Source organism: Novosphingobium sp. PP1Y, from assembly GCF_000253255.1.
GTDB lineage: Bacteria > Pseudomonadota > Alphaproteobacteria > Sphingomonadales > Sphingomonadaceae > Novosphingobium.
Window position 1 is genome coordinate 2,529,570 of record NC_015580.1, and the last position, 23,405, is coordinate 2,552,974.

The window sequence follows — 23,405 nt, forward strand, 5'->3', positions numbered from 1 at the left end:
CCACCTCTGCGAAGGCCAGCGACTACTGGATCAGCGTGCAGGTGCAGCGCCTACAACATACGCGGCGTGCACCCTTTGGTGTGACGCTGACAAGGCGGCGCCCAGATCGCCCACACTGTACCCTTTCTGGTTCGCGGCTATGACCTGGCGAGCGCGAATGCCGGCGAACAGGCGCTACTTACCGATGCCAAGGCGGCGCCATTAAACGAGACCGATACGGTCTCGATCGCGTCACGAAGGGCGCGACGCGCCCTGTGGGCCCGGACTGTCAGATTGTTCACGGTTATGCCGAGCTCCCGCGCCGCATCCTCCTTGCGCTGGTCCTTCAGATCGAGCCGGTAGATGACATCTGCATATTCCTGCTTGATGTTCGACATCAGGCTCACAATCGTCCTCTCCGGATCCGGCACGCTGTCCGTCAAGGCTTCATGCGGACGATCGTGAATCTCCAGCTCAAATGCCACCTCCCGCTGACCGCGAGTTCCCCGGCGTCGGCAGAAATCGATTAGCGTGGTTTCGAACAAGCGGCGAAGCCAGCCATGGACCGCCTCGACATCGCGCAGCTGTTCGAAGCGCTCCAGGGCCTTGAGTGCGAATGCCTGCACCACGTCATCGGCCGCGATCTCGTCACGCAGGCGCCGCGCCGCCATGACGCGGTAGCGTTGATAGCAGGACGCCAGTTCCTTGCGCACGATCCGGCGCTTCGTTTCATCTGCCGCGTCCCCACCAAAGGAATCGCCTTCCTCGGTGTGAGTTTCGTTGTTAGGGCATATGTCGAACATTGCTATACTCCCTATTTCGACGACGGTCCCATCCCGGCGCGGCCTGAATTGAGTCGGACCGCAAAGGGCAGCGCTTCAGGTTTCACCGCGTGGCGCTTGTGACGAGTGCCTCGACGGCTGGATGCCAAGGGAGGGCTTGATCAAAGCCGGCGAACAGCATTTTTGAGGTTCCCGACCGGCGCGTGCTCCAGGCATCCGCACGCCGCCATTCAGCGCCGTCAATATATTCCGAAGTTCATAAACAATTTTCAGAGCCATGCTGTACGTGGCACTCGGAGATTGTTCCATCCTATTGAAAATAGACGCGCTATTATTGTCAGGTATCTTGATGATTTCTATTCGACATCCAATAGAACCCAACTGCGCCAGCATGGTGCCCTCCACTCATCTGATGAGAATGGGCTATCATGCGCTTCTGCCAGAAGGACTACGGGCGGTTACCTAATACTACGCGACATCGTATCGCTGGCGTTGTAATCGAAGCGGCATGGCTCCCGTGAAGTTGCACGAGACGCGAGTCCGGATGACCGCGATCACAGGGTTCGGCCGGGAGATCTGACAGCGGATGAAAGCCAGACATCAAGTTTTCGGGCAAGGCAATTCGACGGGCGCTTCTGCTCTGATCAGGACGCAGGTCGGTACCCGCCCTGCAATGGCGGCTTGTCGAGGCACTGCGCGATCAAGCCGACCAACTTCTCGTCGGTCAGGGGCTTTTCAACCAGAGCCGAAAACCCGGCTTCCAGCGCGCGCTTTTCCAGATCGTTCTGATAGCGTCCAGTAATGAGAATGGCAGTCCCCGGCCATCCGCTTTCGCGAAGCCGCGCAAGCAGCGTCAATCCGTCCATCAAGGGCATCGAATAGTCCGTGATCAGGCAATGGCTTAAAGCGCACGCCCGATCGGCCAGCAATTCAGCGGCCGAGCCAAAGTCGTGAACGCTGAACCCGCGTGCGCGAAGGAGCAGACTGATCGAGCGACGCACTGCCTGGTCGTCGTCGACGAGCAGCACGCAATGGTCGGCATCATCCTTCTCGTCTGTCCTGATCACCCGGCACGTCCCATACAATTTGTGTCGGCAGCGCGAAAGCTGCTCTCCTTGATCTACGTTCGGGCCAAACCGGGCAGTATAAGTGCGATTCCTTAATCGGTGGGCAGGCTAGGGTTCGGTGCCGAGACCCGCGATCAGTGCGATGCGCAATGCCTCGGGCAATGTGCGCACGCCGAGTTTTTCCATCATGTTGGCCCGGTGGATCTCCACGGTCCGCGGGCTGATGCCGTGGGCAAGAGCGATCATCTTGTTGGTCTGCCCGGTGGCGAGGCCCTCCAGAACATCCCGTTCACGAGGCGTCAGTGTTTCGATACGCGACAACGCAGCGGCCGCGGTAAGCCGCTGAGCATCCGCCTGCTCGGCGACAGCAAAGACTTCCTCCAGCGCTTGAAGGATCGTGTCCTGCTCAAAGGGCTTCTCGATAAAGTTGTGGGCACCCTTGCGCATTGCCGTGACTGCGGTGCTGACATCGCCATGCGCTGTCATCACGACAACCGGGAAATCCACTCCGGCGGAACGCATCTGCTCCAGGACAGCGATCCCGTCGATTTCGGGCATCCGCACGTCGAGCATTACGCAGCCCGGGCGCAGAGAGCCCGCTGCCTCGAGAAACGGCACGCCCGAACTGTAACTTTCCACGGCATAACCCTGAGTGCGGAGAAAAAGGCTGGTCGAGCGGCGAATGGCGCCGTCATCGTCGATGATATAGACAAGCTTCTCAACGGTCATCCTGCGGCTCCGCTCGATCCATGCGCGTCAAGGTGAAACGAAACACCGTGCCTCCCTCCGAACCCGGCTCTGCCCAAAGACGTCCCTCGTGAGCCTCAACAATGGTGCGGCATATGGAAAGACCCACGCCAAGACCTTGCGCCTTGGTGCTGTTGAACGGCTCGAACAACCGTTCGGCAATCTCGTCCGAGAGCCCCGCGCCGGTGTCGGCAACCGCCAGCTCAACCTCCTCATCGCCCATCGCTGCCGTCGAAAGCACAAGCTCTCGGCGCTCGCAGCCTTCCATAGCCTCGACCGCGTTACGGATCAGGTTAAGCAGCACCTGCTGGATCTGCACGCGATCGACGAGCACCCGCGTCACGGCCGGATCGAGATTCATCTCCACCCGAATGCCGCGCAGGCTTGCGCCGGCAAGCGCAAGCGCCGCGGCCTCCTCGATCAATTTGGTCAGGCTGACAATTTCCCGCTCGGTTTCGCCGCGCGCGACGAAATCGCGAAGGCGGCGCACGATCTGGCCGGCCCGGACCGCCTCGGCAATGCCATCGGCAAGCGCCTCACGGGCTTCTGCCAAGGCGCCCGGCTGATTGGCGTCCAGGAGCGCCTGCGCAGCCATCACATAACTGGCAACAGCGGTCAGCGGCTGGTTCAGTTCATGGGCCAACGTTGAGGCCATGGTCCCCACGGCGGATACGCGCCCAATATGGATCAACTCCTCCTGGAGATCCTGCAGACGCCGCTCGATATCCTGCCTGGCCGTCAGATCACGAATGAAGCCAGTAAAAAGCCGGTGGCCATTGTCCTGCACGACTTCACCCACGGCGAGCTCCATCGGGAAAATGCCGCCATCACGCTTGCGGCCGGACACCACGCGGCCGATGCCGATAATGCGGCGCTCGCCCGTCGCCAGATACCGGGCGAGATAGCCGTCATGCGCCTCGCGATGGGGGGAGGGAGCAAGCAGGCTGACATTACGCCCCAGAAGGTCGCTCTCCTCATAGCCAAACAGCCGCTCGGCGGCCGCACTGAAGGATTGAATCGATCCCCGTTCGTCGATCACCACCATTGCGTCCGGCACGGTGTCCAGGATCGAGCGCAAGTGGGCTTCCTGCGTCTGCAAGGCGGTCTGGGCACGCTGCCATTCGGTGATGTCGCGAACAACCTTGCCATAGCCCGTCACACGACCGCCTGAGTCCAGCAACGGATAGACTGTCACGTGCGCAAGAAACTCGGTCCCATCGCTGCAAACCCGGGGCTCCTCGCCAGAATAGCGCCCATCTGTTCGGGCGATCTCTAAGATCTGATCTGGCCTGCCTCCGGCAATCGCAGCGGCCGGATAAAGCATCGACCAGTGCCTGCCCAGTACCTCTTCCGCACTCCATCCCTTTAGGAGCTCAGCGCCCTTGCTCCACAGCGTTATGCGCCCACCGAGGTCGAGCATGACTATGGCTTCGTCATTTAGTTGGTCGATGAAATGCAGAACCTCGTCCGCTGTCGGCGCCGCCGACTTGTCTCTGCACTCGACAGACTGGCTCGGTGCATCTTTTTCCATTTGCCGCTCCATTTCCCCCGATCTCTCAGCCTGATAACGCCGGCATCGTGGACGCACGTCATAGCTCCGCGCGGACAAGGAGTGATCCCAATGGGCTATACGCAGCCCGGACGCACATCCCTTATGGCGGGACGAAAAAAATTTCTGATGCTGTAATTTCCGGAATCCGGGAGCGTCTAATGGGCGGCATTGATCCTGCTGCCGCCATCATTCAGAGAGCAGACGCGCGTGAAGAACATCCTACTGCATGTCGAGGACGACCCTGGCATGGAAGCCCGCTTCCAGACGGCCTTGTCGCTGGCCCGCTATCAAGATGGGCATCTGATCTGCCTGCAGGTGACGCCGACGCCGTATTTTCCTGCCGATGGTGCGATATCGCCGGAAACTTTCAATCTCTTCATTGACAGCGTGGAAGTGCCCGCACGCGAGCTGCGCGCTGCTCTGGAAGCGAGATTGAACAGCGATATGGTCTCCTGGGACTGGCGGGTCCGGAGTGGGGACACGGCAATCGAGATCCTTCGCGAGGCGCTGTTGGCCGATGTGATCGTTGTCGGCACCGGAGACGAGGCACCGGACCTTTCCGTGGCCGGAGCCCTCCTCGTGCATGGCCACGTTCCCATTCTCGCCGTTCCCGGCAATACGCTGCAATTCGACCCCTGCAGCCCGGTCATGATTGCATGGAACGGGACGGTGGAAGCCGCCAATTCGGTCCGCCACAGCCTCGCGCTGACCAGGGCAGCAGCAAGCATCCATGTTGTGACGATCACGGAAGACCCCCTCGACTCTCCACCGGCCGAAGTTGCCAGTTACCTCTCGCGGCACGGGATCCATGTGGAGATACACGAACGGCAAGCCGAACCATCGGTGGCCGAGACGCTCAAGGCCTCAGCCCGCGAACTGGGCGCTTCCTGTATCGTCATGGGCGGCTACGGCCATTCGCGCTTCCGCGAGCGGGTGTTCGGAGGCGTCACGCGCGCAATGCTGCAGGATTGCCCGATCTCACTACTTCTGTCGCATTGACGGTCCCAGAGCTTCAACCGTTCACCGCACGGGCCTGCCCCGAGTCCATCGCCACAAGGTTGATCGGATGACCTGCGACAAAGGCACGAATGTTCTCGATCGTCATGTCGATGAGCCGGCGAAGAGCATCCTCAGTGTTATAGGCAACGTGCGGCGTGATGAGGACATTGGAAGCGCTCGCCAAGACATGATGAGCAAGCAGTTCCTTGAGTGCGTCCGCCCCAATCTCACGTCCACGAAAGACCTCGGCTTCGTCCCGGATAAGCGGTTCCTGCGGAAGAACATCAAGACCCGCTGCCCGTATCTTGCCGCTGGTGATGGCCCGAACGAGCGCCTCAGTCTCAATGATGTTGCCACGCGCCGTGTTGATCAGGACAGCTCCGTTCTTCATCAGTGCGAATTCGGCATTACCTATCATGCCCTTCGTGCCGGGCGTCGCAGGCAGGTGGAGAGAAACGACGTCGGCATCACCAAGCAGGACAGGAAGATCGACATAGCGAAAGCCCAAAGCCTCAGCGACCTCGTTGCGAGGCGCGATGTCATGGGCGAGCACTTTCATTCCGAAACCGCGGGCAATCTGGATGACGCATTGGCCGATCCGCCCGGTGCCGATCACGCCGATGGTCTTGCCGAACAGATCGAACCCGCGCAGATCGGCCGGGTTGAAATCACCGTGCCGAGCCCTTTCGCTATAGGCAGGCAGATGGCGCGCCAAGCCCAGCAGTAGTGCAAACACATGCTCGGCGACAGTCACATCGCCATAACCGGGCACATTCGCGACAGCGATGCCCGCCTTTGCGCAAAAGTTCAGGTCAATATGATCATAACCGGTCGACCGCGTCGCGATAAGCCTGAGATGTGGCATCTGGGCCAGAACCGGTATCGTCAATCTCGAATGGACGAAAACGGTTATGATTTCCGCGTCGTGGTAAGCGGCGACATTGGTCTCGTCGAGCGCGCCCTCGGTGCAGGTGAACTCGATCTCCGGCGGAAGGGCGTGGCACGCCTCAGCCTCCCAAGCTTCGGTTTCGAATGCGATCAACTTCATATGGCCCTCTTGCCCGATTAGGTAGCGAAAGACAGCCAAAAGCGATGCGCGACCGTCTCCATCTACTCGGACGCGCGACAAACCCTGTGGTTACAGGCCGACCGGAACCCACCGGACCCCGGTTTCGAAAAAAAGCGCCTGCCTTTTGAGGGATTTTGCACCGGCGCGCGTATCACGTTCAAAGTAGGCGCGGCAAGCAGTGCCTCTCATTTGACGCCCAATCCGGGCGCTGTCACGGGAGATAGCCAATGGCTGGTTTGCGAAACATCGACTTGCGGCACCATTTGCCGAGCACGACCTTCATCATCTTGACCCTTCTGATCCTTTCCGGACTGGGTGGCATCGCAATCTATCTCGGTGTGTACAACATCGCTGCCGACGCGCCCCATTATCGCTTCACCTATTGGCTCATCGAGAATCTTCGCGACCAGTCGATTGCCACCCGCGCGCGGTCGATCGCCGTGCCCAGGGATCTGGCCGATCCAAAGCGCGTCTCCGCAGGCGCGGGCCTCTACACAGAGATGTGCAGCGGCTGTCATCTGGCGCCGGGTATGGAGAAGACCGAAATCAGTCAGGGCCTCTACCCACAGGCGCCGGAACTCGCCCGAGTATCGGACCATACGCCGGCACAGGAATTCTGGATCATCAAGCATGGTGTCAAGCTGACCGCGATGCCCGCATGGGGCAAAACCCATGACGACAAGCTCATCTGGGACATGGTCGCCTTCGTCCAGCAACTCCCGAAGCTTTCACCCGCTCAATATCAAGCGGTGATAAAAAGCGCACCGCAGGACCATGATGCGATGATGATGAACGAAATGGAGGGGACGCCAAAAAAGCCGCACGACGATGCTCACCCCGATTCGCATCATGAGGGAACGCATTGACCCCTTCCAAAAGCCGGAAGCAGCGCCCGTCTTCAACTTGGGACTTGAGATCCCAATAACTGGACGCGATCGATTTACGTCGAAATATAATGCCGTAGGCACGACGAGTCGAAGGGGGACCATCTGTATGAACACCGGGCGCGATCTGGTCCGCGAACTGATCGGTCGCTGGCGCGAGGATCCGGGAGCAACTTACCGGAGCTGGTTCCTCTGGGACGAGCGCTTGAAGAACTTTCGCTCGATCCGGCGCGGGATTGCACAAGTCGTTGCAGAGATCGAGGCGGGCCGCTTTGGTGTCGCCTACCGCGGATCCTCGCTCGAGACGGTTGTGCATTCGGTGGCCGAACAGCGCCAGATCTTCAAGGGCGCCGATCACGCCTTCCTCTGGAAGCCAAAGCTCCGGATCCCCGACATTTACGAAAATCCGGACAACCAGCGCGCCTTCGGGCGGCTGCTTCATCATTGCTCTTGCTGCGACAACGCGGAGGAGATCATCTCAGGCATCCACGCTATCGACCGGTTGAAGATCAAGGGGCTGGGTCCGGCGGTGGCCAATCTGCTCTACTTTCTGCACCCGACGCTGGTTCCCCCGTTCAACACGGCCATCGTCAAGGGGTACAATGCGCTCTCCGGCGCCAATGTGAAGCTTGGAAGCTGGGAGCATTTTCTTGCCATGCGCTCCGGCATCCTCGATCTCAACGACCGCTACCGCAATCTGCTTTCGAACGATCTGGGCGCGATCGGCGGGCTGTTGTTTGATGTGGGTTACGGCCGCTATCCGCCGCCGCCTCCCGACGATGCTCAGGCTCTGGCGGGCGACTGGCTGGCCCGGCTCGACGAGGCGCGAGCGCAGGCGCAAAAGCTCGACAAGGTGACGATCGCCCAAAACGAAAGTGATCGCAGCCACACCGAGATCCAGGCCTGGCTGCGCGATCTTGGTCATGCATTGGGCTATGATGTCTGGATCGCCGCAAACGACCGGGGGCGGCTTCACGACGGCATGCCGCTTGGGACACGCTGTCTCGATCATTTACCCAATGCCGTCGCAACCGCCTCCGGCGGAGATTCCATCCGTCTGATCGACGTCCTCTGGCTCGAACGGGGCAATGCGAATGTCACCGCGGCTTTCGAAGTGGAGCATTCGACGTCGATCTATTCAGGAATTGTCCGCATGCTCGACCTGGCGCTGAGCGGCGGAGACCTTCACGCCTCCGCCGGGCTGTTTCTCGTCGCGCCGGACGCGCGCGAGGCCGATGTCCGCGCCCAACTACGCCGTCCGGCGTTCAGCCGGGTCGCCGACCTCGATATCTCCTATCTCCCTTATGGCGAACTCGAGCAGCACCGCGAGGCGATCGCCCGCTTTGGCTCCGGCCTCAAGGCCATCAAGGCGATTGCGCATCGGTTGCCCTGAGGGCGAACGGGGCTACATCCCGGATATCGGCGGCTCGAGCATGCCGAGCCATGCTACCAAGCCGAGGATTACGATCGCGCAGGTGGTTTCGGTAAGGAGAGTCTTGCGCAGCCCGTTGACCGCGCCAATGTGATCGCCGCAGGCGATGGCCGCCTCGAGCACAGGGGTCATATAGAAGCGGTTGGCGGCGGCGAGTCCCAGCATGACTCCGAAAAGCAACAGCTTGACCAGCAGGAGCTGGCCGTAGAGCGATCCCAGCAGCGAACCGAAGCGCTCCGGGCCGACGAGAAGCCAGCTGTTCACGCCGCCCGTCAGAACCAGCAGCGCGACGACAACGGTTCCGACCACGGCAAAGCTTGCCAATGCGCGATGCGAGAATTCGACATGAGCCTGGGTCATGCGGCGATGCGGCCGGAATAACAGCGTGGTGAGCGCCAGCAGCGCTGCCACCCACACACCCGCGGCTAGCAGATGAATAATGTCGGCACCGAGGTGAATGAGACCAACCCATCCCTCGTCCATCGCGCCGTGCCCTGTCCAGACGACGCTCGAAAGCGCCACCGCTCCCAACAGCGACAGCAGCCACATCCAGCCCGTGCGCAATCCGTGCGGGCTCAGGGCTATGACCAGGAAAAGCAACAGCGCGCCGATGCGGACGAGCCATGTCGTCCCGACGCTCGTGCCACCGATCACCAGGCGCAGTGCGGAGCTGTCAACTTCGCCAGGAGCCACGCCGCTCATCGAAGCGGTGAGCGATACAATCGCCTGGCCCGACAAGAGCAGACCGATGAAGGCAATTCCACCCACCAGCCTGCGCAGCGTGAGAGCGGCCTCGGGAGACCGTTCCACGCCGCGCAGGCCGTAAAGCGCGAAGAGCGGCAAACCGAAGAGCAGCATCAGGTCCATGTAAAGCGCGAACCTGATAAGGACGGCGGCCACGTCAGGCACAGGCTCACTTCACCTTGAAGTTGAATGTGCCATTTACGCGATGGGTGTCCGCGGTAACGGCATGCCAGTCGAGCTTGTAGGTGCCCGTGTGCAGAGCACTTTTGGGAACCGCGACGAGCGTCTTGCCGTCGGCGCCCACGCTGGTATCGACCGCAATCTTCATTGGAGGCATCTTCATACCCGGCATGTCGGTCATGACGAGGTCGATGCCTGAGAACTGGTTCACGAGCGTTTCGTTGAAGCGCAACTCGATCCTCGCCGGCCTCTCCACGGTCGCATCGGCTGCGGGGGTCGATGAGACTAGCTTGGGATGGGCCTGGGCCGCGGTTCCGCTGATGAGTGCGGTAGCGAGGCCAAAAGCGGCGAGCAATGTGCGAACGGGGGTCATGGCATACTCCATTTGGCGGCAACGACGATTGATACGCGCGTCGCGGGGTAATCCCTCACATGAGGGGCAAAAATTTTTGTTTGCGGGCTTGAGGCCGCCTTGTCCGACAAAATGGCATTAGAATATTGACAGGTAACAGGTTCTGCCGCGCATTCGCACGAATGCGCCCGATTGACGCACGCAGGATCCGTTGGATGGCGTGGAAAGACCGATACCTTACCTGCAAGTTCCAACTCCCCACCGGTTTCGCAATATTTGAAGGGCCTTCAGGGGTAGCTGGCAAAGAGCTTCGTTCCGCCGGGGCCGAAGGCGATGACTGCGTAATGCTGGATGCGGCCACCCACTTCCATCCCGGGCGAGCCGAGCGGCATGCCGGGAACGGCAAGTCCGCGAACACCTGCAGGCTTTTCGCGGAGCAGTCTGGCAATATCGCGCGCCGGCGCATGGCCTTCGATTACGTAGCCATCGACAACCATGCTATGACATGAGCGAAGCTGCTGCGGGACGCCCTTGCGGTCCTTGAGCGAAGTCATGTCTGCCGTGTCCACAACCGAAACCTTCGCTTTCATATCCGAGCGGATGTGGGCCGCCCATTTTTCGCAGCAACCGCATTGGGGATCGCGATACATCGTGTAGCTGGCCGCCTGAGCTCCGGCCGAACACGCGGCCAGCCCGAGCATGAGCAGACCGGATACACTCGTTCCGCGTATGGATCTGGAGAAATTGCCAATCATCGGCTGGTCCTTTCATTGTCCTGTCGGATCTTCCTTGCGCGCCAGAGCGAAATGGTGCCTGTGAGTGTGTTGAAGCGTTCCAGGCATTGAGCGTCGTCAAATCGGCTCAGGAGCAACTGCTCCAAAGCTCCGTCTGCGTTCGGCTGCGTATCGGTAATGCCGTCCAGGCGCTGGACACTGTTGCGATACAGAGCGCGCATCAGCCGACCGTCCTGCCGCATATAATCGGCGATGAGCAACTCACCTCCCGGCGCAAGGAAGCCAATCATCTGGTCGAGTAGCGACTTCTTGCTCACCAAGGGGACCTGATGGAAGACAAGGCTGCTGACGATCTTGTCTGCGCGCCAGTTTGCTTCCGGCACCAAGCTGTCCAGAAAGCCATTGTGCCAGCGCGGCGCATTGGCGACGCCTGAAAACTTCCTTTTCGCAAGAGCCAGAGCCTGGGCGTCGGGTTCGATGCCGATCATGTCGGCATCTGGGCAAGACTGCGTCAGCTCGGCCAACAAGCTCCCTGTGCCGCAGCCGACATCGATCAATCTGTCCCCCTTCTTCAATCGCGCGTGCTGAATGATGGCGCCGCGCCACGCAGATTCCGACGTGCACACGCGAATGGCCAGATCATAGAACGGTGTCAGAAGGTGGTGACCAAGAGGAGGCGTGTAGCCATGGTCCGCCTTCGCCGCTGTGTTGGAAGCTTCCATCTCTGCTTGAGTCCCCGATGATTGGAGTGGAACACGATCTCTCCGCCAAGTTGGCACTGAACGAGAGGGGCTCGGCTCGATTCATTGCCTTTACGCCTGCGGAAGTATGATCCCTCAAAAATATTTCGAGGGCTGCAGGGCCGCGCTGCGTATAGACAACCGGAGCCATGATTAAGGAGGCCGAACGATGGACGACGAAGCGCTGGATATGCTCCTGCGAAGGCTTGCGGCCGATGCGCCCGTTATGGTTGCGGGGCCGGAATTTCACGACAGTCTTTGGCAGCGCATCGGGCAAATGACTGAGGCGCGCGAACATCGCCGCAGAACCATATTGGGCCTGCTGATATTTGCGATCGGCCTCGGAGCAGGCATGGGAACGCAATATCCTGGCCCAGCGCATCCTGTCGGCTATACGCTGGTGGACGGGGCCGATCTGGCTCCCTCTGCGCTTCTCCACATCGCGCCATGAAGGTCACGCCCTTCTACGCGGTCCTGCTGCTGATTTTGGCGGTAGCGGCCGGCAGTCTTGGTGCATTCGCGACCAACCGCTGGCTTGCCCAAGAGGATACGTCCCGCGGCATGCACGACTTCGTGCACAAGGAGTTGCGCCTTACATCCGCGCAGGAAGTCCGCCTCGGTGCGCTGGAGCGGAATTTTGCCATAGAGCATCGTAAACTCGAACTTGCATTGCGCTCCGCCAATGCGGGCCTTGCCGAGGCAATGAGCGAGGAGCAGCGCTACGGCCCCAAGGTCGCTGCCGAGATCGACGAGGTCCACGCACGGATGGGAGATCTCCAGAAGGCGACCGTCCGACACGTCTTTGATATGCGCGCCCTGCTCGATCCCGCGCAACAGAAGGCGTTCGACCGCGAGGTAAGCAAGGCTCTCACCAGTGATCCAAAGAGCTAGACGGTTGTGTTCGAGGACTGCGACAGCGAGGACCGGCGGCTTATCGTTGCGGCGAGAGCCGGTGATCGCAGCGCATTTGACAGGCTCGTCGCAGATCATGCTTCAAGACTCCTTGGTCTTTCCCTGCGAATGCTTGGCGAAAAATCCGACGCCGAAGATGCCGTGCAGAATGCGTTGTCCTCAGCGTGGCTGGCGCTGTATCGTTTCGACCAAACAAAACCGGTCGCGCCATGGCTTACGACAATCACAATCAACAAATGTCGCGATATTATGCGACGGCGCCGTATTTCCCGCCTGCTGAGATTCGAAGCGGAAGATGACGCGAATTCCATCGCTCATCCCGACCCCCATCAGGAAGAACGGCTGATAATCCGTCAAAACCTCGAATTCTTGCAGCGGGAAATAGTGCGTCTGCCGCCGAAACTGAAGGAACCATTCATCCTGGTCGTGTTCGATGGGCGCAGTCACGAGGAAGCCGCAAAGATTCTCGGCATCAGCAGAAAGGCGGTGGAAACACGCATATACCGCGCACGAAATTTTCTTCGCGAGAAGTTTGAAATAATCTGAGGGGTCGTGCGTCCTGCCTCGTACCAGCCATTGACATCCAACAACGGGTTTTCATTATGCCAACACTTAATCGACGAAAATTTCTGGCCACGGGCACAGCCTCGTTGGGAGCGCTCGGCGTAGCGCATGCCATGCCGGCCTGGGCACGTGGCGCGGCGGGGGGCACTCTGGCACGGCGCGGCAGCGATGTGCTGTCTGGCGAGCACCTCACCATGACCGTTGCCGACGCCGCCTTCCGGACCGGCAAGCGCCACGGGCCGGCGGTTACCGTTAATGGCACGCTGCCGGGGCCGCTGGTGCGGCTCAAGGAAGGCCAGAAGCTTGTCGTCGACCTCGTCAACGACAGCTCCGAAGGCACATCCATCCACTGGCATGGCATGCTGGTGCCGTTCCTGATGGACGGCGTACCGGGCGTGACCATGGCGGCGGTGAAGCCCGGCGAGACATTTCGCTACGAATTCCCGATCCGCCAGGCTGGCACCTATTGGTGGCATGCCCATACGCTGCAGGAGCCGATGGGGCACTACGGCCCGATCGTGATCGATCCGCTTGAGCCCGATCCCTTCACCTGGGACCGGGAATATGTGCTGATGCTGTCCGACTGGTCGCCCATGCAGCCCATGACGATCATGGAAAAGCTCCGGACCCAGGCCGATTATTTCAATTACCATCAGACCACCGCCACCGACGACTATCCGCTGAACGGCGCGCAGCGGCGGATGTGGGCGAAGATGCGCATGAGCCCGACCGACATCGCGGACGTTACCGGCTCGACCTATACCTATCTGATCAACGGCCATGGCCCGGCGGATGGGCTCGAACTGCCGTTCACGCCGGGCGAGCGCATACGCCTGCGGATCATCAACGGCAGCGCGATGACCTTCTTCAACATCCGCATTCCCGGCCTGCCGATGACCGTGGTCGCAGCCGACGGACAGAATGTGAATCCGGTCGAGACCGATGAATTCCAGATCGGCGTTGCAGAGACCTACGATGTGCTGATCACGCCCAGGGACGCAGAAGCGTTCGCGTTCGTCGCCGAGTCCATCGATCGCTCCGGCATGGGCGTGGCGATGCTGTCGTCGCGCCCCGGAGCTCGCGCGTCTGTTCCACCGCTGCGCAAGCCGCCGGTCCTGACCATGGCCGATATGGGCATGGCGATGGGCGGAGATGCCATGGCCGGCATGGACATGAGCGGCATGGACATGGCCGGAATGGACATGGGGGGCGACAAGGGCGGCAAGGGCTCCGGCATGAAGATGTCAGGCATGAACATGCGCGATACTTCGCGACTTCCTGCTGACGTGAAGGTCGGTCCGGGGCTCGGTATGGTGGCGATGAACCCGGTCGACCGGATGGATTTTCCCGGTCTCGGCCTCGATCATGTCGATCACCGGGTCCTGACCTACAAGCAGCTTGTCGCCGCCAGCCCCAATCCCGATCCGCGCAAGCCCACGCGGCTCAAGGAAATCCACCTGACCGGTAACATGGAACGCTACATGTGGTCCTTCGACGGCCAGAAGTTCGACGCCGTTACCGACAAGCCTATACGCTTTGCCTTCAACGAACGGGTGCGTGTGCGTCTCGTCAATGACACGATGATGGTCCATCCCATCCATTTGCACGGCCACTTCTTCGAGCTGGTGAACGGCGCGCCGGGCGATCATCAGCCGCGCAAGCACACGGTCAATGTTCAGCCGGGGGGCAGCGCGACCTTTGACCTGACGGCCGATGCCCCGGGTGACTGGGCATTCCACTGCCACCTCTTCTACCACATGCACCAGGGCATGTTTCAGATCGTGACGGTGCGTCCGCTGCAGGAAGGAGCCGAGCTGTGAAATACCTTCTCGCTCTCCCGCTGCTGGTCGCCAGTCCCGCTTTCGCGCAGGATCAGGCGGATCACGCCGGCCATCATCCGCAAGCATCCACGCAGAAGCCTGCCGATCCATCAGACAGCAGCGCCGGCACGCCAAGCGCCCCCGCGTCAAGTGACACGAAGAAGATGCCCGGGGGCATGGATCATTCGATGATGAATGGCTCGATGGATCACGGAACGATGGACCATATGCAGATGGGGCACGACATGGACATGAGCCATGGCAATTCTGCCCCGGTGTCCTCCGATGATATCCCCCAGTCACCGCCGCCGCCTGAGGCCTTCTCCGGTCCGGCCTTTGCGGCTGACCAGTATGTCGGGGCCGACGTGATGGCGGCATCGCGGGCGCACGTAGTTCGCGAAGTGAGCGGATTGCCGGTCTTCTGGTTCATGGCCGACCGCGCAGAGTACCGTGCCCGCAAGGGCAAGGATGGTTATACCTGGGATGTTCAGGGCGCCTATGGCGGCCATATCGACAAGCTTTGGTTCAAGAGCGAAGGCGAGGGCAATTTCGGCAAAAAGCCGGAGCGAGCCGAAGTCCAGGCCCTGTGGAGCCACGCCATCGGGCCGCGGTGGGATCTCCAGGCCGGTGTTCGTCAGGACCTTGTGGGGCCTTCGCGAACCTATGCCGCCATCGGCGTGCAGGGCCTGGCGCCCTACCTGTTCGACATCGAGGCCACGGCTTTCGTTTCAAATAAGGGCGATGTCACGGCCAGGGTTCAGGCTGAACTGGATCAGCGCATCACCCAGCGACTGATCCTGCAGCCCCGCGCGGAGATCAATCTTGCGGCTCAGGACATTCCGGAACTGGGTATCGGAGGTGGTGTCGATCGTATTGAGGCAGGGCTGCGCCTGCGCTACGAATTCAGACGCGAGTTTGCCCCCTACATCGGCATCGCGCAGGAATGGAAGGTCGGCACCAGCGCCGATTATGCCCGCGCCGCGGGAGAGAACCCGAGCGTCACCAACTTCGTGGCCGGTGTTCGGTTCTGGTTCTGAATGCAGTCGATACGATATGCACCTGCCCTGGAGCACAAATTGGCTCCAGGGCAGGTACAGTCGGCATTCTGATCGTGCGATGATGCCAAAGGGCTGGTTCGCAAGGCCACCCGGAAGGAGCGAATAGTTGCAGAACCATCATCTCCAGGCACAGGAAAAGGACGCCACGAACAAAGCTACGGACAAGAATAGCATCACCCTGAGCGGCGCGGTCGCGATGGGAACCGGCGTCATGATCGGCGCGGGTATTTTCGCATTGACCGGACAGATCGCGCAGCTTGCCGGACCGCTTTTTCCGCTCTCGTTCATCGTGGGCGCCGCTGTAACGGCGCTCGCGGCCTACAGCTACATCAAGATGTCGAACGCCTGGCCGTCTTCGGGCGGCATCGCCATGATCCTGAACAAGGCATATGGCCCCGGGACCGTCGCCGCTTCCGCATCTTTGCTTATGGCGCTTTCGATGGTCATCAATGAAAGCCTCGTGGCTCGGACCTTCGCGACCTACGCATTGCGTCCTTTCGACATGGAGAGTAGCGGGTTACTGCTGTCCCTTCTGGCGCTCGGCCTGATTGTCCTGGCCTACGCGATAAACGCATCGGGTAATCGCTCCGTCAGTGCGTTCTCCCTGGTCATGTCGATCATAAAGATTGGCGGGATCGTCATCTTTGCCGTGGCAGCGATCTGGGCGAGCGGTCTCACCTCCGGCGCATTTTCTGGCGAGGCGATGACCGGTGGCCCCGTGGATTTCGTGGCGTCGGTTGCGTTTTCGATTCTTGCCTTCAAGGGCTTCACGACGATCACCAACAGCGGCGGAGAAATCGTCGATCCGCATCGAAATGTCGGTCGCACGATCATGATCGCGATCGGCATCTGCGTGGTGACCTATCTGCTTGTCGCCATCGCTGTCGGATCGAGCCTGAGTATCAACGCCATCATCGATGCCCGCGATTACTCGCTCGCCGCAGCTGCGGAGCCTGCACTTGGCCGGATAGGATTCTATTTTACCATCGCCATCGCATTGGCTGCGACAACGTCCGGCGTCATCGCCAGTGTTTTCGCCGTGTCACGGATGCTCACGATGCTGACGGAAATGAAAATGATCCCGCACAGCCACTTCGGCATGAGCGGGAGCCTGCGCAGTCACCTCCTGATCTATACGGTCGTAGTGGCCGGAACGCTTGCGGTGCTCTTTGATCTCTCACGTATCGCCGCGCTCGGTGCCTTCTTTTACCTGGTGATGGACATGTTGGTTCATTGGGGCGTTTTTCGTCACCTGCGCCGAGAGGTCGGTGCGAGGGCGACGGTCCTGCTTGCCGCACTGGCCGCCGATTTCGTCGTGCTGATCGCGTTCACGATTGCCAAGCTGCAGACCGATCCAGCGATCGTTGCGTATGCGGCCGTGGGCATTGCCGCAGCATTCGCAGGAGAGGCTATGTTTCTCTCGCGCGGAAGACATTCCCCGGCGCACGATCGTGCCCCCCATTCGCACCAAACAGCAAAACGAGGGCCGAAATGATGATTGTTGCGATCGTCATCGGGGTTCTCCTGTTTCTTGGAGCCATTTGGCTACACATCGGTATGCTGGCTCTTGCGCGCATGACCTACGGCGGAAGCGCTGTGCGTCCACTGAGATTCAGTGCCGCCTATCTCATCGTCCTTATGAGCCATCTGCTCATTGCTCTCGAATTCGCTGCTGGCTTCAAATGGAGTCACAGTCTGGGGCTGGGCGGATTCGTCCATACGCCAGGTGAGAACTGGATGGATCTCTTTTATTTTTCGTTGGTCAACATCACGACACTTGGCCTTGGCGACATCTATCCGACCGGACACGTTCGCGCTCTTGCGGGAATTGAGTCCCTCACCGGTTTCCTGCTGATCAGCTGCACAGCGCAATTTATTTTTGAAACACTTCACAAGCCTGCCACCGCAACAGGCTGATAGTTGCTCGTATCGGGCCCTCACAGAACCTTGGTATGCGCGCTCCCCTCGGATCCAGCGCCGACGGACTAGAACCCATTGTCCTGGTAATGGATTTGAAGGGGGGAGGGAGGGGGATGGTATCTGTTGTGAGCAAGATCATGGGACACCAATTCCACCTCGACACGTCAAATCCTCGTTTCCCCATCTCCGGCGGATATGCTAGCTTTCCGGCCGGAAGGGATACGATCGTGGACACTCCTATCGAACCGGTCGAAACTGAAGCTGAGATGGTCGCGCATGCGAGCGAGCGCCCGCGCGCGTCTGTCTGGCTGTGGCGCCCCTGGTACGCAAAACTTTGGTGGGCCGGTATTGCCATCTATTGGCTGGGAAAAGCCGGTTCGATCTATTCCTCCATTTTGGACCAATTCTATTCCAGCGCGCTCGGCGGTCTTCTGAACGTCGCCTTCTTCCCACCGCTGGCGCTCATGGTGCTTGGCCTCGGCTTCGCGAGGGCCAGGTTTGAGTGGAGCGATTGGGAATTTGTCGAGCCGACACATGAGCAGATGTTTCCGAAACGCTCGGTGGGCGGAATGCGTGATCCCTATGCTGACCCGCTTGATCCACGCTCAGGAGCGCTTCACTGGAGGCGCGTCGACGGCACCCCCTGATCCCTTATTTGTCGCGACGTTCCTTGAAGGTCGGATCACCGTCAAACGGACCGTTTGCCAAATCATCTGAGAACCGTCCGGTCTTGAGAACGGATGATTGTTCGATTGACGTCAGCGGTCCAGTGACGTCTGCAGTACCACGACCTGAATCAGCCTGTTCCAGATAGCGATTGCGCAGTCCGCTCGGTCCCAGAATTTGACGACTCAACGCGCGCGAGAACGCATCCGCCGGACTGTCGGAGCGCGAGGCCGCTCGCTCCGCTGCGGCAATCGCTTCACGCACGTCGTAGTTCACGATGTCGATATTGGCGTTGGCGGTTTCCGAAGTGGTCCCGCGATCGGAGCTTTCAAAACCCAAGTTTACCCCAGCCCCGCCGGCTACAGAACTGCCCGATTGCTTCCCTGCATTAGGCCTTGCCTTGGCGGGAGCGGCACGACTGGCAGACGCAGATATTGAAGCACCGGCATCCGTTCCCATCGATGTGCTGTCTTCCGCGCGCCGTGCGATATTTCGCGTCCACCCGGTCTGCGCCATGATCGCCTGAACATCGCGCTGCAGCGTGTCGGCGACCTGAGGCTTCAATCGCCAGTTGCCGCGCCGATCCATTTCGAACCCGCCGCGCAGCCAATTCGCCATGGCGGCTTGGCCTTCCTTGCCACCGCCCATGAAGCTCTCGATCGTGTCGGGTCCGGCCTGCTTGCCCGCCTCGAACCGCGTGCTGGTGTCGCTCCGCGCCGAACGCTGGAAACCCGTGCTGCTCGATACCAGCAGATCGTTGTGAGCGAAGCTGAACCGCGCTGACCCGCCATTGGCGACGGCGCCCAATTGACTCTCGTTGATGAGACCACCTTTCCACATTTGCGCGGCGGTTTCCGGGGTGACGTTGAGATTGAGATCACCATTCTGGTCCATCGCGATCTGGCGCTTGGTGAGATTAATGCCGTGCTCGCGGAGCAGACCCTGCATGCGGGTCAAGCGCTCGTTGTCGACAATGCGGGTCATGCGCTCATTGCGCGCACGATCGGCGATCCCACCGGCTCCCCCTTCAGCCATGTCGGTCTGGTTGCCGGCCGTGCGGCTCAGCGCCTGGATGAAGCTGTCAAGCCGCGCGGCTTCCCGTGTCGAAATCCCGGCCGCAGCCGCACCCTCGGCAAAGCCGAAGTTCTCCGACTGGCGGCGCTCCTCGCCGATGCGCGCGGCGCTGCGCGTGCCGCCGGTTCCCGCCTCGCGCTGGGCGTCAAGCTTGCCTGTACGCTCAGCAAAATCATAGCCCGCCGCCTCACGTGTGCGGCCATAGATGCTGGTGCCTTCGCGGCCTGCTTCGGCGGTCGCGCCATCGGCGGTGCCGAGCTGAACCGCGGCATTGTAGGTTTCGAGGGCTCGCACGACCTGTGCTTCGTTGCGCCCTGTCGAGCGGGAGAGCTGCGAAATGGCCGACGAGCGTGCCTCGCCCGAGAGTGCATTGATGAACGAGGTGCGCCGGCTTGTCTCGTCGAGTGACAAACCGAGCATACCGGCTGCACTGCGCTGCCCCTCATTACCGCCCGTGCGCCAGGCCTGTTCGGTTGCGACATTGCGCCGCTCGGTCTCGGAAACACGGTCCCCGGCATAGTCTCGGCGCCCTTCCATCGCTCCGACCTGGACCTCAGCCCCGGTGAGGTCGTTCCTGAGCATCTGCTCCTGATCGTAAGTGTTGGCGATGAGCTTGGCGAAGGTCGGATCGGCGCCAGCGTCACCGATCACCCCCGACGCCTTCAGCTCGGCATCCGCCTTCGAATAGCCGCCGCGCTCAAAGTGCCGCGCGGCGCCCTGGAACATCATCGCATAGGCGCGCTCGTCGCCGAACGCTTTCCACTGCACCATGTTCTGCGCGAAAGAGGCAAAGGCCTTCTCTCCGGCCTGACCCGAACCAAAATAGCCAGTGCCCAAGCCACGCAGGGCATCCCTTTCGGCAAAATTGTGGATCGCCGCCGTGATGGCATTGGCGCGCACGGCGCGCGCGACAGTTGGATCGCTCAAATCTTTGCCATTGAGCACAGGGGCAAGCCCGCCGAGCTCGCGCGCGGCATCGATCCCGCCCATGCCGAAGGCCGGAACGCCCGGTACACCGCCGCCTTGTTCGCCGAGTACGCCAGAAGCTGCCCCGAATGCGCGGTTGGCACCGAAGGTCGCGCGCTCGCCAAAGTCGCCGAAGCTCGATGCCGCGCTACGCCTTGCCATCGTACCCGCGGCGGAAGCCTGCGATTCCAGCGCGGAGGCGTAGCCCTCGCGCGTGGCGAGCGGCGCGGCGGCGGCGGTGCCGAGCCCCTGCGCCTGCAGCGCGCTGCCGGTGAAGCTGGTGAAGACATTGCCCGAAAAGCGGAACACGGTGAAGACGAAGGCGCCGGCGAGGCCGGCGGCTGCCGTGCGGAAGGTTCCGAAGATCGCCAGCGCCTTCATCGCCGAGGAGGGTGCAAGCATCCAGGCATTGGCCGCCACCGCGTTCGAGCGCATCTCGGCGAGCACGTCCATCGCCCGACCCAGCGTCAGCTGGTAGATGCCGGCATCGATGACGCCCCAGAGCGCGACGAAGACGAAGAGTCCCAGCGCGAAGCTCGCGACGCGCAAGTTGATCGGGGTGAGGATGAACAGCAGCGCGATCGGCACCATGAACAGCATGATGCCGAACACGGTCGCGCGGATCGTCGGCAGCCATTCGTTGGCGACCGACATGGTGGCAAGTCCGTTGGAGACGATCGCCCGGTTTGCCATGACCCGCGCCGCCGAGGCCGGGCTGTCCTCGAACAGCACGTCGCCAACCGTGTTTCCGAGCAATATATCGGTCATGAACGTCTGCAGTGAGAGCGGCGTTCCCATCATGATCTGGCCCATCTCGCCAAGGTGTGAGCGGCAGCGCGCGAGTTGGGACGGATTGGTAACGTCATAGCCTGTGCGCTGGCAGACCTGTGTCGTGTAGCCATCGAACAGCGTGGGCTCGGCGAGGCGCGACCGGATATTGTCCCAGGCCTCCTGGCAACTGACGGTGGTGCCGCCCTTGTCGGCTGCGGTGTAGACGGTGCTGAAGGTAGCGGGGCCCGCCATCGCCGCGAAGGAAGCGGGCAGGTCGGTGGTGGTCCGGAACAACTGGTCGTCGTCCACGCCATAGGCGGGCGAGACCCGCGCGACGGGATAGCATTGCCGCACATAGTCCTTGATCGTCGCGTCCAGGAAACTGTCGGTCATCGGGCCGCGCGGCGAGACGGCGTTCAGGAACAAGTCGAAGCTGTGTCCGCCCGCGCCGAATTCCAGCTTGGCGCCCGGATCGATCGTATTGTCGTCGATCGCCTCGGCGAGCGAGCGTTCCATGAGATTGGTGACGCCGGCGACCAGCACGAGAAGATTGGGCACCCCGCCGACCGGCTGATAGGCGTTTCGGACCTTGTCGTAGACATGGACCGTGCCCGTGGTCGAGACGAGCCCGACGAAGAGGCCGACCCCGACGAGGATCTGGAAGCCGAAGGCGACGAGCCCCATGCCGGAGCCGCGCACGCTGGCGATCACCGCACCAAGTGCGATGCCGGCCACCGCGATGATCATCACCAGCGTCTCGTAGCGCGGGTCGGCGAAGATCAGGGAGACCATGCGGAATGCGTCCACCGTCTCGCCGAAGCCGTCATAGGTATAGAAGCTGGTATCGACCGCCAGGGCGGGTGTCGCGGCGAAAGCCAGCAGCAGGGCGGGAAGGGCGCGGAAGGCCAGGCGCATGACGGTCTTCCCCCTCAACGGTTGGGGGCCGCGGCGGTGCCGCTGGCGTCACGCGCGTCGCGGTCGCGCTGGCGCAAGAGCCCGGCATAGTTCGCAGAGAGATTGGCGGAATTGAGGGCCGCGATATAGCTCTGGCGCATCTGCGCGCGCTGGCGCAGCACTTCCTCGCGCAGGTCGCGCAGCTGCTCGATGCCCTTGGAGAGGATGCGGGTCTGACAGACATTGGTATCGGCCGCGTCCGCCGCGCCCGCGGTGCTGACGCCGCGCTCGGCATTGAAAACCGCGAAGTCGATCGAACGCGTCAGATCGTTGAGCATCTGATAGGCCAGCGTCAGCGCCACCAGTTCATCGGTGTCGGCAATCACCGAGTCCGGCACGCCCTGGCGCACGCCCCATTCGAGCATGCGATAGACGGGGAGCGTGCGGACATTGGCGACGAATTGCTTTTCCTCTGCGGTAAGCGCTGCGCGTGTGCGGATCTTGGTGGTGATCGACTGCATCCTTGTCCGGGCAAGCTCGAGCGCACCCTTGCCGGTGTCGGTCGAGCAGTCGGCGCCGGTCGCCGGAATATTGAGCGCGCGGCGCTGGACCTTGCCGCTCAGAAAATCGTCGGGGCTTTCGTTATCCTGGTGCGGACAGGCGGGGATCGCCGAGAACAATGGCACCTTGTCCGCCGGATCCCAGCGCATATAGACATCGCCGACCCTGGCGCGCATGACGCTCGCCCATTCGCCGGCGCCAACCCGAGACGCGGCATGGGCGAGGAGCGAGCCGGTACGGAAGATGTCGGTGACTTCGGCCGGGCAATTGACGAGCGCGTCCTTCAAATCCTCGGTCGGGTTGTTCTGGTTTGCCTGGATTTTCTCGCGGGATTGCTGATAGCTCTTGGCAAAACCTTCCCTGACCGACTTGTAACCGGTCATCTCCTCGATAATCCCGGACATATTGTCGTCGCCCTTGGCGATCTGGACCATGCGGTTGGCGAGGCGGCAGTCGTTTACCTGGATCGAATTGAGGAAATTGGTCGCCGCTTCCATCTTCGAGATGATGTTGCCCATCTTCTCGTCGAGGGTTTCAAGCAGATACTGGAAGGCGACCGCGGGCGCGGCCTGGAGGATGCTTTCCAGCTTCTGGACGAGATAGTCGGGGTCGAGGAACGACATGCCGCCCAGGAACATGTCGATCCCGCCGCAACCGGCTTTCACCTTGGGCAAGGTGAGCGACATCAGGTAATCGTTGTGAACGTCGACACGGCCCGACATGCCGCCCGCGGTCACATAGCCGCGCGCCTGGTCCTCGAAACTGCCGGGTGAGGTGTAGGTCACATTGTCAAACCAGCTCTCTGCCCAGCTCTGGGCATGGGCGGGCGCGGTCGCAGTGCAGGCAGCAAGCAGGGCAAGTGCGGAGACGCTCAGGCGCCGGATCGATGGGAATATGCTGAACCTGACCATGGCGGGCTTCCTTTCGGACAATCAACA

General features: G+C 61.2%; 22 protein-coding genes. 11 read left to right on the top strand and 11 right to left on the bottom strand.

Annotated elements, in window-relative coordinates:
• Positions 1-137: 137 nt before the first annotated feature.
• The 4 genes from PP1Y_RS24755 to PP1Y_RS17940 all read right to left on the bottom strand — a co-directional run bounded on the left by PP1Y_RS24755 (position 138) and on the right by PP1Y_RS17940 (position 4,106).
• The gene (locus tag PP1Y_RS24755; RefSeq protein ID WP_232512437.1) at positions 138-692 is read right to left on the bottom strand and encodes an RNA polymerase sigma factor; all 555 of its coding nucleotides are present in this window, start codon (positions 690-692) and stop codon (positions 138-140) included.
• Positions 693-1,405: 713 nt separating this feature from the next.
• Positions 1,406-1,828, bottom strand: a complete 423-nt coding sequence (locus PP1Y_RS17930) for a response regulator (protein ID WP_065762415.1) — start codon at positions 1,826-1,828, stop codon at positions 1,406-1,408.
• A 108-nt stretch (positions 1,829-1,936) separates the two neighbouring features.
• On the bottom strand, positions 1,937-2,557 hold the full coding sequence (locus PP1Y_RS17935; RefSeq protein ID WP_013833492.1) for a response regulator transcription factor: 621 nt from the start codon (positions 2,555-2,557) through the stop codon (positions 1,937-1,939).
• Complete coding sequence (locus tag PP1Y_RS17940; protein WP_148275005.1) at positions 2,547-4,106, bottom strand: PAS domain S-box protein; 1,560 nt, start codon at positions 4,104-4,106, stop codon at positions 2,547-2,549. Before PP1Y_RS17940 ends, PP1Y_RS17935 begins: the two co-directional genes overlap by 11 nt.
• A 189-nt stretch (positions 4,107-4,295) precedes the next feature.
• Between PP1Y_RS17940 and PP1Y_RS17945 the strand changes: the two genes are divergently transcribed.
• Complete coding sequence (locus PP1Y_RS17945; protein ID WP_051010071.1) at positions 4,296-5,126, top strand: universal stress protein; 831 nt, start codon at positions 4,296-4,298, stop codon at positions 5,124-5,126.
• Positions 5,127-5,139: 13 nt separating this feature from the next.
• Here the strand turns inward: PP1Y_RS17945 and PP1Y_RS17950 are convergent, their stop codons facing one another.
• A complete protein-coding gene (locus PP1Y_RS17950) occupies positions 5,140-6,255 on the bottom strand; it encodes a hydroxyacid dehydrogenase (RefSeq protein WP_232512438.1) in 1,116 nt (371 codons plus the stop codon).
• A 167-nt stretch (positions 6,256-6,422) separates the two neighbouring features.
• On the opposite strand from PP1Y_RS17950, the gene PP1Y_RS17955 reads away from it, so the two are divergent.
• Positions 6,423-7,061 carry a cytochrome c gene (locus PP1Y_RS17955; protein ID WP_013833496.1) on the top strand — a complete coding sequence of 213 codons (639 nt, stop codon included), beginning with the start codon at positions 6,423-6,425 and terminating at the stop codon, positions 7,059-7,061.
• Positions 7,062-7,188: 127 nt separating this feature from the next.
• The gene (locus PP1Y_RS17960; RefSeq protein WP_013833497.1) at positions 7,189-8,472 is read left to right on the top strand and encodes a hypothetical protein; all 1,284 of its coding nucleotides are present in this window, start codon (positions 7,189-7,191) and stop codon (positions 8,470-8,472) included.
• 12 nt (positions 8,473-8,484) lie between these two features.
• Here PP1Y_RS17960 and copD read toward each other — a convergent pair whose 3' ends face one another.
• The 4 genes from copD to PP1Y_RS17980 form a co-directional block, all read right to left on the bottom strand.
• Positions 8,485-9,420, bottom strand: coding sequence for a copper homeostasis membrane protein CopD (gene copD / locus PP1Y_RS17965; RefSeq protein WP_041558975.1), 936 nt, complete (start codon positions 9,418-9,420; stop codon positions 8,485-8,487).
• Positions 9,421-9,424: 4 nt separating this feature from the next.
• Positions 9,425-9,808, bottom strand: a complete 384-nt coding sequence (gene copC, locus PP1Y_RS17970; RefSeq protein WP_013833499.1) for a copper homeostasis periplasmic binding protein CopC — start codon at positions 9,806-9,808, stop codon at positions 9,425-9,427.
• Between the two features lie 266 nt (positions 9,809-10,074).
• Complete coding sequence (locus PP1Y_RS17975; protein ID WP_041558976.1) at positions 10,075-10,542, bottom strand: DUF411 domain-containing protein; 468 nt, start codon at positions 10,540-10,542, stop codon at positions 10,075-10,077.
• Positions 10,539-11,243, bottom strand: coding sequence for a trans-aconitate 2-methyltransferase (locus PP1Y_RS17980; protein WP_013833501.1), 705 nt, complete (start codon positions 11,241-11,243; stop codon positions 10,539-10,541). Before PP1Y_RS17980 ends, PP1Y_RS17975 begins: the two co-directional genes overlap by 4 nt.
• Before the next feature lie 187 nt (positions 11,244-11,430).
• Between PP1Y_RS17980 and PP1Y_RS17985 the strand changes: the two genes are divergently transcribed.
• The 8 genes from PP1Y_RS17985 (at position 11,431) to PP1Y_RS18020 (ending at position 18,182) form a co-directional block, all read left to right on the top strand.
• The gene (locus PP1Y_RS17985) at positions 11,431-11,712 is read left to right on the top strand and encodes a hypothetical protein (protein ID WP_041558977.1); all 282 of its coding nucleotides are present in this window, start codon (positions 11,431-11,433) and stop codon (positions 11,710-11,712) included.
• A complete protein-coding gene (locus tag PP1Y_RS17990) occupies positions 11,709-12,152 on the top strand; it encodes a Spy/CpxP family protein refolding chaperone (RefSeq protein ID WP_013833502.1) in 444 nt (147 codons plus the stop codon). Before PP1Y_RS17985 ends, PP1Y_RS17990 begins: the two co-directional genes overlap by 4 nt.
• Positions 12,153-12,158: 6 nt before the next feature.
• Positions 12,159-12,719, top strand: coding sequence for an RNA polymerase sigma factor (locus PP1Y_RS17995; protein ID WP_013833503.1), 561 nt, complete (start codon positions 12,159-12,161; stop codon positions 12,717-12,719).
• A 56-nt stretch (positions 12,720-12,775) separates the two neighbouring features.
• Positions 12,776-14,557 carry a copper resistance system multicopper oxidase gene (locus tag PP1Y_RS18000; protein ID WP_013833504.1) on the top strand — a complete coding sequence of 594 codons (1,782 nt, stop codon included), beginning with the start codon at positions 12,776-12,778 and terminating at the stop codon, positions 14,555-14,557.
• Positions 14,554-15,594, top strand: a complete 1,041-nt coding sequence (locus PP1Y_RS18005) for a copper resistance protein B (RefSeq protein WP_041558978.1) — start codon at positions 14,554-14,556, stop codon at positions 15,592-15,594. The genes PP1Y_RS18000 and PP1Y_RS18005 overlap by 4 nt, the downstream gene beginning before the upstream one ends.
• A gap of 217 nt (positions 15,595-15,811) precedes the next feature.
• A complete protein-coding gene (locus tag PP1Y_RS18010) occupies positions 15,812-17,110 on the top strand; it encodes an APC family permease (protein ID WP_086000034.1) in 1,299 nt (432 codons plus the stop codon).
• Complete coding sequence (locus PP1Y_RS18015) at positions 17,107-17,532, top strand: ion channel (RefSeq protein WP_232512440.1); 426 nt, start codon at positions 17,107-17,109, stop codon at positions 17,530-17,532. Before PP1Y_RS18010 ends, PP1Y_RS18015 begins: the two co-directional genes overlap by 4 nt.
• 128 nt (positions 17,533-17,660) lie before the next feature.
• Entirely contained in the window at positions 17,661-18,182 is a 522-nt protein-coding gene (locus PP1Y_RS18020; RefSeq protein ID WP_051010072.1) for a hypothetical protein, read from the top strand.
• A 4-nt stretch (positions 18,183-18,186) separates the two neighbouring features.
• On the opposite strand, the gene PP1Y_RS18025 is transcribed toward PP1Y_RS18020, so the two are convergent.
• Both PP1Y_RS18025 and PP1Y_RS18030 read right to left on the bottom strand, forming a co-directional pair.
• The gene (locus tag PP1Y_RS18025) at positions 18,187-21,927 is read right to left on the bottom strand and encodes a conjugal transfer protein TraG N-terminal domain-containing protein (RefSeq protein ID WP_013833509.1); all 3,741 of its coding nucleotides are present in this window, start codon (positions 21,925-21,927) and stop codon (positions 18,187-18,189) included.
• 14 nt (positions 21,928-21,941) lie between these two features.
• Complete coding sequence (locus tag PP1Y_RS18030; protein ID WP_013833510.1) at positions 21,942-23,378, bottom strand: conjugal transfer protein TraH; 1,437 nt, start codon at positions 23,376-23,378, stop codon at positions 21,942-21,944.
• Positions 23,379-23,405: the final 27 nt, after the last annotated feature.

Bases quoted from the DNA above. Each gene is read 5' to 3' on its own strand.
- PP1Y_RS17935 (WP_013833492.1), bottom strand. From the start codon at position 2,557: ATGACCGTTGAGAAGCTTGTCTATATCATCGACGATGACGGCGCCATT.
- PP1Y_RS17940 (WP_148275005.1), bottom strand. From the start codon at position 4,106: ATGGAAAAAGATGCACCGAGCCAGTCTGTCGAGTGCAGAGACAAGTCG.
- PP1Y_RS17955 (WP_013833496.1), top strand. From the start codon at position 6,423: ATGGCTGGTTTGCGAAACATCGACTTGCGGCACCATTTGCCGAGCACG.
- PP1Y_RS17960 (WP_013833497.1), top strand. From the start codon at position 7,189: ATGAACACCGGGCGCGATCTGGTCCGCGAACTGATCGGTCGCTGGCGC.
- copC (WP_013833499.1), bottom strand. From the start codon at position 9,808: ATGACCCCCGTTCGCACATTGCTCGCCGCTTTTGGCCTCGCTACCGCA.
- PP1Y_RS17975 (WP_041558976.1), bottom strand. From the start codon at position 10,542: ATGATTGGCAATTTCTCCAGATCCATACGCGGAACGAGTGTATCCGGT.
- PP1Y_RS17980 (WP_013833501.1), bottom strand. From the start codon at position 11,243: ATGGAAGCTTCCAACACAGCGGCGAAGGCGGACCATGGCTACACGCCT.
- PP1Y_RS17985 (WP_041558977.1), top strand. From the start codon at position 11,431: ATGGACGACGAAGCGCTGGATATGCTCCTGCGAAGGCTTGCGGCCGAT.
- PP1Y_RS17990 (WP_013833502.1), top strand. From the start codon at position 11,709: ATGAAGGTCACGCCCTTCTACGCGGTCCTGCTGCTGATTTTGGCGGTA.
- PP1Y_RS18000 (WP_013833504.1), top strand. From the start codon at position 12,776: ATGCCAACACTTAATCGACGAAAATTTCTGGCCACGGGCACAGCCTCG.
- PP1Y_RS18010 (WP_086000034.1), top strand. From the start codon at position 15,812: ATGGGAACCGGCGTCATGATCGGCGCGGGTATTTTCGCATTGACCGGA.
- PP1Y_RS18015 (WP_232512440.1), top strand. From the start codon at position 17,107: ATGATGATTGTTGCGATCGTCATCGGGGTTCTCCTGTTTCTTGGAGCC.
- PP1Y_RS18025 (WP_013833509.1), bottom strand. From the start codon at position 21,927: ATGCGCCTGGCCTTCCGCGCCCTTCCCGCCCTGCTGCTGGCTTTCGCC.
- PP1Y_RS18030 (WP_013833510.1), bottom strand. From the start codon at position 23,378: ATGGTCAGGTTCAGCATATTCCCATCGATCCGGCGCCTGAGCGTCTCC.